Source organism: Flagellimonas sp. 2504JD4-2 (assembly GCF_053642935.1).
Map to the genome: position 1 here is coordinate 89618 of NZ_JBSIOV010000005.1, position 14340 is coordinate 103957.

Sequence of the window (14340 nt, forward strand, 5' to 3'; positions counted from 1 at the left end):
AATGATAACAAAAAAATATCAAAACAATATACGGTACTCCCTTTTTCTAGGGATAATTTTAATGTTCTTTTCAACCACGACATGGTCTCAGCAAGTGCTAGGGCCTAGCCCTGTGGAAAGAGGTGACGAAGAAGGTTATACGCTTAGCTCAGCAGCTTCCAATGTTACTTGGTCCGTTCCTGCCGCTGCAACCATAATCGGTTCAAACACGGGTTCCACTGTAGTAATTCGATGGGACCGTGCAGGAACCTATTTTGTAAGGGCGGATTATAGTGGAACACCTGGGTTTGATGTTTTCAATGTAACGGTTACCTTGCAAAGTCCAGCTACCCCAACGATAGATTCCGCTAGCTGTGGTGAAGCCACCCTTACTGTAGACCATAATGACTCCTTAAAACCGAGAGCAACCGGGGTTTCGTGGTTCTGGCAAGGAACCAATTCCAATGGTACGGATTCATCAGCTTCAGTAAATGCAACTCAACCATATAAAGCGACTGAGATTGGAAGTCATTATATCAGAGCCAGAGATGACCAAAGCGGTGAATGGAGTGCAAGCTCATCATCGGTATATGTAGCCAGTATCCCACCGGTTACGGGCACTCCTAATGCTAGTGCCCCTGCGGTATGTGATAGCAGCAATGCCGTACTTTCCGCTTCTGGGATAAGTGGGGCTACTTATAATTGGTACAATGCATCAGATAGCCCTATTGGGACCGGAGCAAATTATACGGTCACCAACCCTGTTGACGGCACTGCTTATAGGGTATCCGCTACGGTCAATGGCTGTGAAGGGGAAAAAAGAACCGTAACCGTAACGGTCAATGACACTCCCCCCTTGTGGGTTCCTCTCGAACCTGTGGAAAATCAATGCTCCACACCCAATAGCGTTGCACTTACCGCAAGGAGCAGTGGTATTTCCCCATCCGACTCCAATATTCAACATATATGGTACACCAGTGAGTTTGGATCAGGGACCACAACACACTCGGTAGTTAATGGAGGAGCATCTTACACCACCGAAAAAACAGTAACCCAGAACGCTACCTATTGGGTGAGCGCCATACGCAACGGTTGCGAAACGGCACGCCAACAAGTAACGGCCACTTTTACAAGTAACACCACACCTGTTCTGGGATTTATTGATAACAATGGCGCCTTGTGCGAACCGGCCAGTTTTACGCTCTATGCTACAGGCGGCACAAGTGAAAGTGTTTATGAGTGGTATGATGTTTCTACGGGAGGAACTGCGCTTCATGAGGGAAGCAACTTTAACCCACCGGCCGTAAACTACAATGAAACCAATAATGGAATTAAAACCTATTATTTAGGAGGTACATTGAAGAATGCACTAGGCTGCGATTTTCCCATGCAGAGGATACCGGTGCCGGTTACGGTAAAACCGTTACCGCCCCCTCCGACATTGAACCTTATATCACAACCCAGTTGCTCTGATCCCAACGGGGCTTTTGTAATCACAAACTACAGTAACACCTATAACTATGTCGTAAGTCCACCAACTGGAGTTACCATATCCAATGATACCATAACAGCTCCACCGAACACCTATACGGTTACAGCAACCTTGAATGACTGCACTTCGGGAGCTTCGAGCCAGATGGTTATCGACCCACAACCCTCCGCACTGGGGACACCCACTTTAAGTGTTGTCACAGACCCTACGTGCTCCAATACCAATGGTACATTTTCCATTACCAATTATGACGATTCCTATACCTACTCTGTGAATCCATCCACTGGTGTAACCATAGCGGGAAGTTTGATCACAGCCCCCGAGGGGGATTATACCGTAACAGCCTCTTCGGGAAGCTGTACATCGGTGGCCTCAGAAAGCAGGACCATAAGTGCACAGCCAACAACACCCGATGTTCCCGTGTTAGGGACGGTAACGCAACCTACCTGTGCATCCCCGATGGGAACCTTTTCGATAACCAACTACAACGCCCTGTACACTTATGCCGTGGAACCATCCGCAGGAGTGAACATATTAAATGGGACCATCACCGCACCGACAGGAAACTATACCGTCACGGCTACGCAAAACGGCTGTACATCACCTGTGTCATTATCGGCGGTGGTAGATCCCCTGCAAGGCGATTGCCTTAGCAGCGACCCACAAGACCACAATTACGTTTATTCCAGAACCTACCAACAAGAGAGCCAGTCAGTTATAGATGCCCAATTTTTTACGCAGAACGATGCACTAGTACAGCAGATTGCCTTTTTTGATGGTCTAGGACGTCCTTTTCAGCAAGTTGGTATAGCGCAATCACCAAATACTGCTAAAGATGACATTGTCACCCACATTGCTTACGACAATTTCGGGCGACTAAAAAAGGAGTGGCTTCCCTATACCGATATTGATCCACTGGCAGCTTTGGGTAGTTTCCGGACAACTGCTGAGGCAGATACGGATACCCATTATGTGCAGCATTATGGACAAGATATCCTATCCAATGCCCCCAATCCCTTTTCTGAAAAGGAATTTGAAGCATCCCCGATCAATAGGGTACTTAAACAAGGAGCTCCCGGTAATGATTGGGCCCTAGGTAATGGTCATGAGATCGAGTTCGGTTACGTGACCAATACATCGGCGGACGGTATAAAACAATACCAAGTGAGCTTAAACCACACGGGCAACACCCATGTGCCGACCTTACTTGTATCGCCCGATAACAACGGAGAATATGGTGAGGGAGAACTCTATAAGAATATCACTTATGATGAAAACCATGATGGTACCACATCCAAACTGCATACCACCGAGGAGTTCACCAATAAGCAAGGCAGGGTAGTGCTCAAGCGCACCTATGCCGAAGTTGGGTCACCGAGCGTAGTCGAGGCGCACGACACCTATTACGTGTACGACGATTATGGTAACCTTACCTATGTACTGTCCCCAAAAATGGATGCCAGTAGCGCAACATTGGCCAATATCAATGCCAACATGGACGAACTGGGTTACCAGTATGTCTATGACCATCGCAACCGTTTGGTGGAGAAAAAGATTCCAGGCAAGGGATGGGAACATATTGTATACAACAAATTGGATCAGCCCGTTATGACCCGTGATAGCATACAACGTGCCGCGGGTGAGTGGCTGTTTACCAAATACGATGCTTTCGGAAGAGTGGCTTATACAGGTAAGGCGACCTCGGTGGTTGGAACAGCGAGAACTACTGTGCAAGATGAAGTGGACGGATTGTCTGGTAATCTTTGGGTAAGCCAAGGAAGCCAGACCAATTTTGGCGGAACTGATATTTTTTATGACAATGGGGCATATCCGACACAATCGACCACGGAAGCGCAGCTGTCCGAAATTTTGACCGTGAATTACTACGACGGCTATAGTTTTGTGCCAGGGACTTGGCCTACCGTACCTACCAGCGTATTTACTGAAAACATAGATACAGATGTTAGAAGTTTAGCTACAGGAACCAGGGTAAAGGTGTTAGATCAAACCCCTGCCCAATGGATTACCACGGCCACCTATTATGATGACAAGGGCAGACCCATCTATACCTATAGTGAAAACGAATATCTGGAGACAGTTGATATAGTGGAGTCTGAACTCGATTTTGTGGCCAGGCCAACAAGGGTACGCAGCACCCATACCAGGACCCTGAGCGGAGTCGAAGGGACCATTGTCACCTTGGACAATTTTGAATACGACCATGTGGGCCGCTTGCTCAAACAGACCCAATGTGTGGGTGACGAGACGCTGGGCGGAACCTGTGATGCAGCCAGCACTGTAAACTTGGTGTTGCAGAATACCACGGTGACCACTGATCAAGCTGCCCAGAACAGCATTACGGTGGAACCGGTAACAGAGATTACCAACGGAGAATTGGAAGTGACCGGCAATGGCGGACAGGAAGAGTTGATAGCCGATAACGAGTATGACAATCTAGGTCAATTGATCAAAAAGAATGTGGGGAATACCGTTGCATCCCCATTACAAGAGGTGGACTACACCTATAACGTTCGGGGATGGCTCAAGAGCATAAACGAGGATGCCAACAACGACAATGACCTGTTCAACTTTGGGATCAATTACAATACGGTTGCCCATGGGGGAACAGCTCTCTTTAATGGCAATATCGCCGAAACCGAATGGGAAACCGCCAACGACAACATACAGCGATGGTACCATTATGGTTACGATGCGCTTAACCGTATAACGGATGCCACAAGTTATAATGGGGACTACAATGTTTCCAATATTACATATGACCGTAACGACAATATTGGAAATCTTCAGCGCCAAGGAGCTGCTGGAGTCATTGATAATCTTACCTATAATTACCACAACACTGAGATAAGTAACCGTTTGCGAACCGTTGCGGATGCCAGTGGAAGTGCCGAAGGTTTTACCGATGGCACCAATTCTGGTGATGACTATGCCTATGATGCCAATGGTAACATGACCATGGACCTAAACAAGGGCATACAAGCTGATGGTATTACCTATAACCACTTAAACCTACCTACCTCGGTGACCTTGCCAGGGGGCACAATTTCGTATATTTACGATGCCGTGGGCACCAAATTAAAAAAGACCGCGGAAGGTTCTGTGACAGAATATGCCGGCAACTACGTGTATTCGGGGAATACAACATCTACTACACTGCAGTTTTTTGACCAGCCCGAGGGCTATGTCACCCCGAGCGCAGTCGAGGGGTCTTACAATTATGTGTACCAATACAAAGACCATTTGGGCAACATTAGATTAAGCTTTTCTGATGGTAACGGTGATGGTGATATAGATGTGACCAACGACCCTTTGACCACGGAAATTGTGGAGGAAAACAACTACTACCCCTTTGGCCTTAAGCACAAAGGGTACAATGATGCAGTTTCTGAGTTGGGGAACAGTGTTGCGAATCGGTGGAAGTATCAGCAACAAGAACTCAACGAATCTTTGGACTACAACATGTATGAGTTTGAGTTGAGACACTACGATGCTGCAATTGGAAGGTTTGTAACCACTGATCCGTACGAGCAGTTCGATTCTCCGTATTTGGCTATGGGTAACAATCCGGTTGTCTCTTTTGATCCAGATGGGGGGTATTGCTACGATGCTAACGGAAATCAAATTGCTTGTCCCGAAGATGAGTTATATGATGATTATCGGGACAATGAAGAAAACCATATCAATGTATTGGACGAAGTTGTTGTTGAAGGAGAGAAAAGCGAGCAGACCAAAGCCAATGAAGCCTATTGGAAAGAGATCAATGAAAATGCTTTGATATTGGATAAATTGGCCACTTTAAAGACTGGTAAAACATCACAAGGAAGAGCGGAGGAAGCAAAAGCAGAAGCAGAACAATTATCTATTATTGCTTATGAAATACCGACACCTTCTTACCATTCTCCTTTTGAGTATATTAATGGTGCTGGTGCTGGAGTAAAATTGGCTATGGGTGTTAAAGCGCTCATCTCTGCTCGAAGGCTGGTTAAATTATTAAAACTTCCTATTACCGGAAAGATAAGATTTATCCCTAGAAAAGTTGATATATTGAATGGAAAGATCCTTAAGAAAAATGGGGGTTATGTTGACAAATTTGGAAATGTATGGAAAAAAGGACCTTCAAGAACTGCGGGTGAAGCGTTCGAATGGGACGTTCAACTGTCAGCTAAAGGAAAAGCTCAGTTGGGCCATTTATCTAGGGATGGCAAACATTTAAATGTATCTTTGAAAGGTAAAATAACTCATTAAACTTTATGGCAAAGGAGATTTATTTGAGACTATTCCTCAGAACGACGAATCAATCAAAGGCAAGAAAGATGAGCGAAACAATTTTGGGTGTTTTGGTAAATTCGAAGCAAGTTTCCTTAGAATTATATTGGAAGGATAAAACGCTCTTCAATTTGGAAATAACCCAAGATATATCAAGCGAAAATCAACAAGACATTACTTTTGAAGTACTGGATAAAATATCTAAAATATCAACTTCTTGGTCTGTCGATTTACCGGAAAACTTTGATATGGAAGATTTTGATTTCTCTGGTATATCCAATGGTAATTTTAAATGGGACTATGTTTCGTGGGCAAGTTTTATTCTTCAGAAGAAAGATGTAACAGTATTGGACATTACTTGATAAAGTAATATGTTAACTAGTAATTTAGAATACAACCAACAACAGCAGTTCATAATGAGCTGCTGTTTTTTCACCCTCCCCCAACCCCTCTACCCTTTTTGGATGGTTAAGAGGAGGAGCTAAACACCTATTATTTGTAATGAAGTTCTTCTTTTACAAAAGCATTCCATTTTTCAGACTGCTCTTCATCCAATCCATGATTTGTTTCAACATCAAAAACATCTTGGATACTATCCGAGATTTCAAAAAAGTAATCAATCACTCTATATTTTTCCATGTACGACGAAAATAGCATTTGGTCAATACTGTCCTGAGCCTTTCTCGTATAGATTTCATTTATATCCAAATGCCTTTTTTCATGCTCAAACAATTCTTGTAATGCTTTTTTACCTTCAGGCGAATCGTCAAACGAAGTTGTATCAATCCATGATATTCCTATTTGGTCCGAAGTAAAAAGTATCGCCGGAGGATAGTTGTATACTTTACTTATTTCACCAATTAAAGTAGGATGTACCATGGCTGTAGTATCAGTTTCAGTATTCACCACTATTTTAAAATGGGAAAGATTCAGAGGTTTTTCGGACCAAAAGTATCTATGGTTTTTTCGAAGTTTATAAACCATCTTATCAGGAACAACCAAGCAAAGAAAATTCAATACTAATAATCCAATAAAGAAGAATTTATAATCTTTGGATAGAATACATTTCTTTAAGATAAAAGCAATTGTGATAATAAGTACTATTGGAAAGAGCAGATTGTAGTGGAGAAACTTCAGTTTGACCACTACTACAATAACAGTCAAAAAAATAAGTGATATCAAGGCAACCTTTGGAAATTTTGTTTTAATCGTTGACTGTTTTTTGATTTCTGTAAAGTTAACAGGTTTGGATTTAGCTCATACAAGGAATAATGGAAATAATGACTTTGAGCTGAAAAACGTAGAGTACTTAGGTATAACAATCTACTATACTACACTTGTACTATAGAAAATTTTGTGTCAGTTGGTTATTTCTGTTATTCAACTCCAACTGCCGATTATCTTAACGAAGACGAATTCGTTGCCCCCCGCTACCGCTAGTTTTTAACTAGTGGTCTTGAAAACCAACAACAGCAGTTCATTTTGAGCTGCTGTTTTTTCCCCCCGCTACCGCTAGACTATGTCTAGTGGCGTACCGAGTAAGGGATAAAATGTAAAAGAAAGAGCCACGGTGAAGGTTGTGACTTTTACATTTGCTCTAGACATAACAGTTATGAATTGATGGCATCCGTACATCAATTTAGACCGGAGAGTGAAAAGGAACGGTTATCTTTTGCCCCCGCTACCGCTAGACTATGTCTAGTGGCGTACCGAGTAAGGGATAAAATGTAAAAGAAAGAGCCACGGTGAAGGTTGTGACTTTTACATTTGCTCTAGACATAACAGTTATGAATTGATGGCATCCGTACATCAATTTAGACCGGAGAGTGAAAAGGAACGGTTATCTTTTGCCCCCGCTCCCGCTAGACTATGTCTAGTGGCGTACCGAGTAAGCGATAAAATGAAAAAGAAAGAGCCACGGCGAAGGTTGTGGCTTTTACATTTGCTCTAGACACAACAGTTATGAATTGATAGCATACATAGATTAATTTAGACCGGAGGGTGAAAAAAGGAACGGTTATCTTTTCCGCATGAGCAGAAACTACAAGTTCCACAATCAGGCTGGAGTGTATTTTGTTTCCTTTGCCACGGTCTATTGGATTGATGTGTTCACAAGACAGAAATATTTCGATGTCTTGGCAAACAGCATTGCTCATTGCAGAAAAGAAAAAGGCATGGAACTTTTTGCCTATTGTTTTATGCCAAGCCATATCCATTTGATGTTTCGTTCGAAAAACAATGACCCTTCCGGATTGCTACGGGATTTCAAAAGACATACTTCCAAAGAAGTATTAAAAATGATTCGAGAAAATCCACAGGAGAGCAGAAAGGAGTGGCTACTTGAAATGTTTGAACGGGCAGCCCAAAAAAAGAAAAACGTTGAGAAACAACAGTTTTGGCAACACCACAACAAGCCCATTGAACTATGGAGTCCTGCGGTCATCAAACAAAAACTGGATTATATCCATAACAATCCTGTGAACTCTGGGTTGGTGGTCAACCCGGAGGATTGGAAATACAGTAGCGCACGGAATTTTAACGGAGATTCAACTATTTTAGAGGTCGATGAAATAGGTTTTTTAGGTTGATTAAAATGCCACCAGTTGCAAACTGGCGGTAGCGGGGGAATCTATTCACATTTAAAGAATAATCTACACACCACCAGTTGCACCTGTACTGAGCCTGCCGAAGTAAACTGGCGGTAGCGGGGGCAAACTGGTGGTAGCGAGGGACTTTTCTCCTTATCGTTTACCCTCCACATTTAACCTTCCACCCTTAACCCTTTCCATATTTCCATCAACCCAAATCGGCCATCCATAAATTCACCTCCGGCAATAGTAGGCACTTCAAATAATTTGTGATACACAAACACCACCGGTAGGTTACTGAATAAATTCAGAACACCCTACTACTTTACTTCTAATATGATCGATATCCTGAATGAAAAAACACAGCTTTTAAAACAGTTGATACACAAAACCACTTCTGAAAGATTGAAAAGCCTTCAATTTCTACCCTTTGAGGAATCGGAAGTGGTTGCTTTTGAAGAAAAGTGCGGTATTATACTTCCTGAACAATATCGGGAATATTTGTTAAAAATAGGAAATGGAGGATTTGATGTTGAACCACTTCGACTAAGCAGTGAATACCAAAATTTGAGCCTCCCTTGGGAAGATGATGCAACCCAAGAATCCTCAAGTTATGGGGTATTGTACATAAGTGCAGAAGGTTGTGGTGTTTCCAATCTTCTTGTAATCTCAGGAGAAAGAAGAGGAGAAATATGGATGGATCTTTTGGAGGAGGGATTCCGATTCGTGAGTGCCAATTTCTTTGATTGGTACAACAGTTGGTTGGATCAAAATATTGACCGGCTCAATGGAAAAGTCACCCGTTTAGGAGATACTATCCGAAGGATCTCCAATGTTACGAATGATACCTTACCCAAAGACAAAATTACCTTGCATAACGATTACCTCTATGCATTCAAGGACATAGATGATCAAAAGCCATTGGATGCGGTGTTGACAAAATATTTGGAGGTCAAGGATGTTGATGGCAGCATATACGAGGAAATCATTGATCATATTCTCACCGAAAACACAGAACCAGATTATGATTTGTTGCTTCAATTTACCAACAGAGCACTTAAGGAATCTTCGGTAAAGGATGACACTTTTTATAAAGATATGCTATGCTACAAAGGACAAATGTTAGTGGAGTCAAAGCAATTCGAGGAGGCAGTTATTTGTTTTGAACAGGCACTTGAAATTGGTGTAGATTATTCCCCACAGGATATGATTGGAGGATTCACCCATTGGCTAATATCCGCCTATTGGAAGACTGTCCAAACAAAGAAGGCGCTGAAATACCTCTTGCCACGGGAAGACTTTTATGACATTGATAGCTGTACGGAAATAATAGCGGATATCTACGTTGACTTTGAAACACCAGAAGCGACCATTTTTGCGGGAGAAGCATTATTGGAGTTTGATTTGTTCAAAGAAGATGAAGAGTATGAATATTATGTATCGGATGTGCATTACTATTTGTACTGCTCGTACGCAAAATTGAATGATCAAACCAAAGCCAATTTTTACCTTAACGAGATGGAGAACAACTCTGAGGAGCCCTTCCCCTATGAAGATATATTTCGTGAATTATTCGACCATAACCTGTTCTCTAAAGCACTCTCCTATTTAGAAAAATATGAGGATTTTTTGCAGCAGAACAGGGACGATTTATTGGAAGATAAACAAGACTGGATTTACGATCAAAAGGGAAAATGCTATGAAGGAATGGAAGATTCCGAATTGGCTATCATTAGTTTCCAGAAAAGTTTTGATAATAAAAAATGGGTTGTCCCCTATGCCAATCTAATTAAAGCATATAAGCGCTCAGGAAATGTTGAAAAGGCGCAAGAGCTGTCTGAAAAACTATTGGTTTTTGATCCTAATTATTGAAAGATGGACCTCTTTTAACTTTTACACATTTACACTCGAAAAATTCAATTCTGACCTGCATTGGTCCGCTTCAACCCCTTCAATTTTCTATTGAAATGAATCACGTAAGTAAAATTGAAGCCAAAGTTCAGGTTGGGATTTTTAAAGTTGAAGTTGTTCCGGGTTCTAGTGATAAAGGAATCTTCCACCATGCTCGGGGCGTTGGTAAGCATAAATTGCAACATGACATCACCAATTTCCCAGTTTACACCCAAGCCAAATGGCCCATAGGTGTCCGCTGATTCAATCGGATTAAACACGGTATAGTACTCTGACACCAAGGAAACATGATTGCTCAGTTTGAATCTGCCTCCAAATCCCAGGGAAAAATGGTTCTGTGTATCCCCTGGACCATCCACAAATCCTTTGTGGACAAATGTAGGCGCTAACTGCAACGAGAATTTTGAGTTGAACTTTCGTGCAAATAGTAGCTGAGAGGTGTATGACAACCTCCCTGAAAACGAATCGTTAAAATAGGGACTGTCCAATGCGCTGCTATTGTAGCTGGCGTTCTGAAAAATCGTGACGTTAAATGGAGCTCCATTGGCATCATTTCGTTGCCTGACAAGTCTGTATTTCAGATAACCATCAAAAAGTCCATCCCAGGTAGATCCACCAAAACCTGTTGACAACCTATCGCTTATAGCGTACTCTAAGGCAATCCGTACATTAATTTTATCCACCCCAAAACTTTGAGATCTTAGTTCAGGTGTATTCCAGAATCTATTGGATACAAAGACCTCCAAAATTCCCTTCTTTCTGGTTTCAACAGAATGACCATACGTAATTCGCGTAGTTTTAAAGGTAGCGGAAGTATATTGGGGAAGTGTATCCTTTTGTTCTTTCTCCAGAATATCCAATAAACCCTTTTGGGCTTCTGCCGTAAATGCAAAAGCCACTAATGCCAACATTGTCAAAAAAATTCTACTCTTCATAAGGCACACATTCAAATCTAAAATCTACTGAAATGGTCTTCGCAATGTTTCCTGCCAACAAAGGCGGTATTTTGATCTTATAATCCTGAACTACGGTCTCAAAGGTCCCCGACAACAGATATGTTTGGTCCCTTCGCTCTATTTTGGCTTTGATTTCCAATTGTTTGGTCACTCCATGCATGGAAAAGTTACCTGTTATCATTCGCGTCTGTTCACCAGATAAGGACGGGTCAAAATCAGCTATAGTTCCCTCAAAAATTGCCTTTGGATAAATGTCGGTTTCCACATAGCTTTCGTTGAAATGTTCCCTCATCAACGCTTTTTCAAAGATAAAGGCATTCATTAGCATACTGACAGCGATTTCGCCCGTTTGCAAATCCACAATTCCCAATACCTGGTTGTTCTCTGCCTTTATATGCTCAACAGAAGTGTACGAAAAGAAAGATACATGGCCTTGTCTTTCTATGAACTTCGTATGTTCTTGCGCGAAAGTGCAAAAGCAAAAAAATACAAAAAACGGAATGAGTCTGTTCCTATTATTCATGAATTACTATACAGTTCAAAAATATGGCATCTTTCAAAAATCCTTTATATATCCCCTTAACCACAATAGTATCGTTTGCAGAAAGGCTTTTTACATAGTCCCTTTGATCCTCGGCCATATCACATATGATACTTGGATGTTCTTTTTCACCCGTTCCCAATATTATGGTTATTCGATTATTACGTTCGTTGACTTCTTTAATCTTCCCCGTAATTTCCACAACTTTTTCGGAAACCAGACCAACACTATCAGAAACATTTCCTTCCAGGTTTGAAATTAAGTTGTGGGCGTTGATAAATAGATCGGGTTCTCGATTGTGGACATTTTCAGCATTCAAGGGAAGGGTAAACCAAATAAGGCAAAGGCCCATAATAAGCAAAATGGACGCTAGTATTATTTTACCAAAAGCACTTATTTTTTTAATTCCTCGCATTGGTTCCAATAAAAACCCAGAGCCTGTTGACAAGCTCTGGATTCAAAACTACTAAAACAATTTCCCTTTTCAATTTAGTTAAGCCGCACTGTACCCAATCTCCTCACAGCTACATAAAGGGGGTACATAGTTTTCTTTCTTGATGACATCTCCCTTTGGAGGGTATCCAAGTTCCATCAATTTGTTAAGCGCCATTGATAGCTCATTGGCACGGACAAAGTGAAAAACGATCAACGAATCCAATGGATATGCATAAACATTGGAAATGTCTTCAATGCATAATAATTCCTTTTCTATTCCTTCAGCACAATCAATACAAAATGACTGCTGTACGTTTATTCTTGCTAAACTCTTGTTCATGGCATAATGGTTTAAAATACCCTTGAGATATTAAATCCGAAAAAAATGTCACCTTCACTCCAATCTCCCGTGGCCTGACCTAAAAAATTGTTGATATTCATCGGTTGCGCATTGGTAAAGTGCAACTGGAAAACATGTCCTCCCGTTTCCAAATCAAAACCTATTGAGAGTGGATTTCTGAACGGTGAGGTATCAGCTCTATTAAAGTGGATGCCATAATCCATATTTATGCTCCAACGCTTGGTCAACTTATGTCTTCCGCCAATGCCCAAAGCATATTGTGAATTGTCCTGTTCGGCAACACTGACCAGGTTGTTATGGAAAAAGGTCGGGGCCAGTTGCAACGAAAGCTCTTCGTTCACTTTTCTTGAAACCAATAGTTGGGTGGCATATCCGAGTTTGTGCTTAAACTCCAGTCCAGGCAAGTTGTCCTCATCCAAAGAGGTGTTTATCTGAGCACTGTTATGCCATACGATCGTAAGGGGAAAGCTTCCCTTTTTTTGCCGTATCAACCTTAGTTTTAGGGCACCTTCGTAGGTTTTTTGAAATGAGCTTCTTGAAATACTAGCGTTGATGCCATCTGTAATACCATAGATTAAATTCAACCTGGTAACGGCCTGGTCCAATCCAAAAAAATCTTCAATTCCGGTTTTAATGGATCCAAAACGATGCGAAACAACGAAATACAGTTCCCTTTCCGACACCATTTTTGTGGATTCAAAATTCACCACTTTCAACCCCTTAAAAGCCGCTGTTTCAAAATTCTCGGAAGTTTCCACATCTATTTCCTCCAATAGGTCCTGCCCACATACAAACTGCGGTAACACCGCCAAAAGGATAAAAAGTTTTTTTATTTTTTTCATGTTCATTAATTGGTTATGGTTGCTTGATCAATCTTAACAAGTTCGAGAAGGTCATCATATCCAATGCACCTTCCTTTAATGGAAATATGACTTCCTTTTTCAACCTTGGACAGTGGGGCATCAATAAAGTTTACCTGTACTTTATTATCCAAGGTCACTGAATTTTTATCAATTTCCGTGACTTGTCCCGAGGTAAGCAACACTTGATCTATGTAAGTGTTACCGTCTTTGCTGAATCCTGAAAAAAGATCATTGGCGGACAATTCGTATCGAGCAGTTTCCGCTACTATATTTCTTTGTCCAGGATTAAGGTATTTGTAGCCCATAAATGCTAAAACGCACGCTATCAGAATTGTAAATGATATGGTCAAAGTCTTTTTGGACATCATTTTTTGCTCAGTTTAAAGTCAATTTTCACCTGTACTTCCTTAGCAATCTTGTTTCTGACAATCTTGGGGATCTTAATGTCAAAATCTGAAGGTGCCACAACAAAACCGCCTATCATTTGGAGCACATCCCCAATGCGTTGCATTTGCACCGTTGTGGCTATTTCCTTGTCCTTGCCATGAAAATTTAGAACACCATCGAGATTCACATCCATGATCTCCGGACCCAATTCTTTTAAATCAAAATCTTGCAATTGTCCCCTGAAAATTGCCTTCGGATAGGTTTCTGATTCGACATAGTTCTCATTAAAATGCTCTTGCATCAGGGAATTCTTGAATTGAAACCCTATAACCAAGGCCAATGATGCAATCTTGTTGCTTTGAGAGTCATAAATAGTCGTGACCGACTTATTGATTGCTTTGACCTCTTCGAAAACTTCCTCAGATGCCTCAAAAATGATAATCCCATTTTTGTCGATAAATTTTTCCTGGGCCTGTAATTGTAGGGTGCCCAAGCAAATCAGACACCCTGCAATTCCACTTATCAAACTTCTAAACATCC

The 14340-nt window shown here is 41.6% G+C and carries 12 protein-coding genes; 4 read left to right on the forward strand and 8 right to left on the reverse strand.

Annotated elements, in window-relative coordinates:
• The first annotated feature begins 1 nt into the window (after position 1).
• Together ACULLH_RS17315 and ACULLH_RS17320 are read left to right on the forward strand one after the other, a co-directional pair.
• On the forward strand, positions 2–5737 hold the full coding sequence (locus tag ACULLH_RS17315) for a DUF6443 domain-containing protein (RefSeq protein WP_454090016.1): 5736 nt from the start codon (positions 2–4) through the stop codon (positions 5735–5737).
• Between the two features lie 68 nt (positions 5738–5805).
• Positions 5806–6120, forward strand: a complete 315-nt coding sequence (locus tag ACULLH_RS17320) for a hypothetical protein (protein WP_454090017.1) — start codon at positions 5806–5808, stop codon at positions 6118–6120.
• Positions 6121–6250: 130 nt separating this feature from the next.
• Here ACULLH_RS17320 and ACULLH_RS17325 read toward each other — a convergent pair whose 3' ends face one another.
• The gene (locus ACULLH_RS17325) at positions 6251–6940 is read right to left on the reverse strand and encodes a hypothetical protein (protein WP_454090018.1); all 690 of its coding nucleotides are present in this window, start codon (positions 6938–6940) and stop codon (positions 6251–6253) included.
• An 848-nt stretch (positions 6941–7788) separates the two neighbouring features.
• Between ACULLH_RS17325 and ACULLH_RS17330 the strand changes: the two genes are divergently transcribed.
• Both ACULLH_RS17330 and ACULLH_RS17335 read left to right on the forward strand, forming a co-directional pair.
• On the forward strand, positions 7789–8346 hold the full coding sequence (locus ACULLH_RS17330) for an REP-associated tyrosine transposase (protein WP_454090019.1): 558 nt from the start codon (positions 7789–7791) through the stop codon (positions 8344–8346).
• A 336-nt stretch (positions 8347–8682) separates the two neighbouring features.
• Positions 8683–10218, forward strand: a complete 1536-nt coding sequence (locus ACULLH_RS17335) for an SMI1/KNR4 family protein (RefSeq protein WP_454090020.1) — start codon at positions 8683–8685, stop codon at positions 10216–10218.
• A gap of 44 nt (positions 10219–10262) precedes the next feature.
• On the opposite strand, the gene ACULLH_RS17340 is transcribed toward ACULLH_RS17335, so the two are convergent.
• The 7 genes from ACULLH_RS17340 to ACULLH_RS17370 all read right to left on the reverse strand — a co-directional run bounded on the left by ACULLH_RS17340 (position 10263) and on the right by ACULLH_RS17370 (position 14338).
• Complete coding sequence (locus tag ACULLH_RS17340; RefSeq protein WP_454090021.1) at positions 10263–11192, reverse strand: DUF5777 family beta-barrel protein; 930 nt, start codon at positions 11190–11192, stop codon at positions 10263–10265.
• Positions 11182–11736 carry a YceI family protein gene (locus tag ACULLH_RS17345; protein WP_454090022.1) on the reverse strand — a complete coding sequence of 185 codons (555 nt, stop codon included), beginning with the start codon at positions 11734–11736 and terminating at the stop codon, positions 11182–11184. The genes ACULLH_RS17340 and ACULLH_RS17345 overlap by 11 nt, the downstream gene beginning before the upstream one ends.
• Positions 11729–12169, reverse strand: a complete 441-nt coding sequence (locus ACULLH_RS17350; protein ID WP_454090023.1) for an OB-fold protein — start codon at positions 12167–12169, stop codon at positions 11729–11731. The genes ACULLH_RS17345 and ACULLH_RS17350 overlap by 8 nt, the downstream gene beginning before the upstream one ends.
• 78 nt (positions 12170–12247) lie before the next feature.
• Positions 12248–12529: a hypothetical protein gene (locus ACULLH_RS17355; RefSeq protein ID WP_454090024.1), complete on the reverse strand. Its 282-nt coding sequence runs from the start codon at positions 12527–12529 to the stop codon at positions 12248–12250.
• A gap of 11 nt (positions 12530–12540) precedes the next feature.
• Positions 12541–13392: a DUF5777 family beta-barrel protein gene (locus ACULLH_RS17360; protein WP_454090025.1), complete on the reverse strand. Its 852-nt coding sequence runs from the start codon at positions 13390–13392 to the stop codon at positions 12541–12543.
• 5 nt (positions 13393–13397) lie between these two features.
• Entirely contained in the window at positions 13398–13781 is a 384-nt protein-coding gene (locus tag ACULLH_RS17365) for an OB-fold protein (protein WP_454090026.1), read from the reverse strand.
• Positions 13778–14338, reverse strand: a complete 561-nt coding sequence (locus tag ACULLH_RS17370) for a YceI family protein (RefSeq protein WP_454090027.1) — start codon at positions 14336–14338, stop codon at positions 13778–13780. Before ACULLH_RS17370 ends, ACULLH_RS17365 begins: the two co-directional genes overlap by 4 nt.
• Positions 14339–14340: the final 2 nt, after the last annotated feature.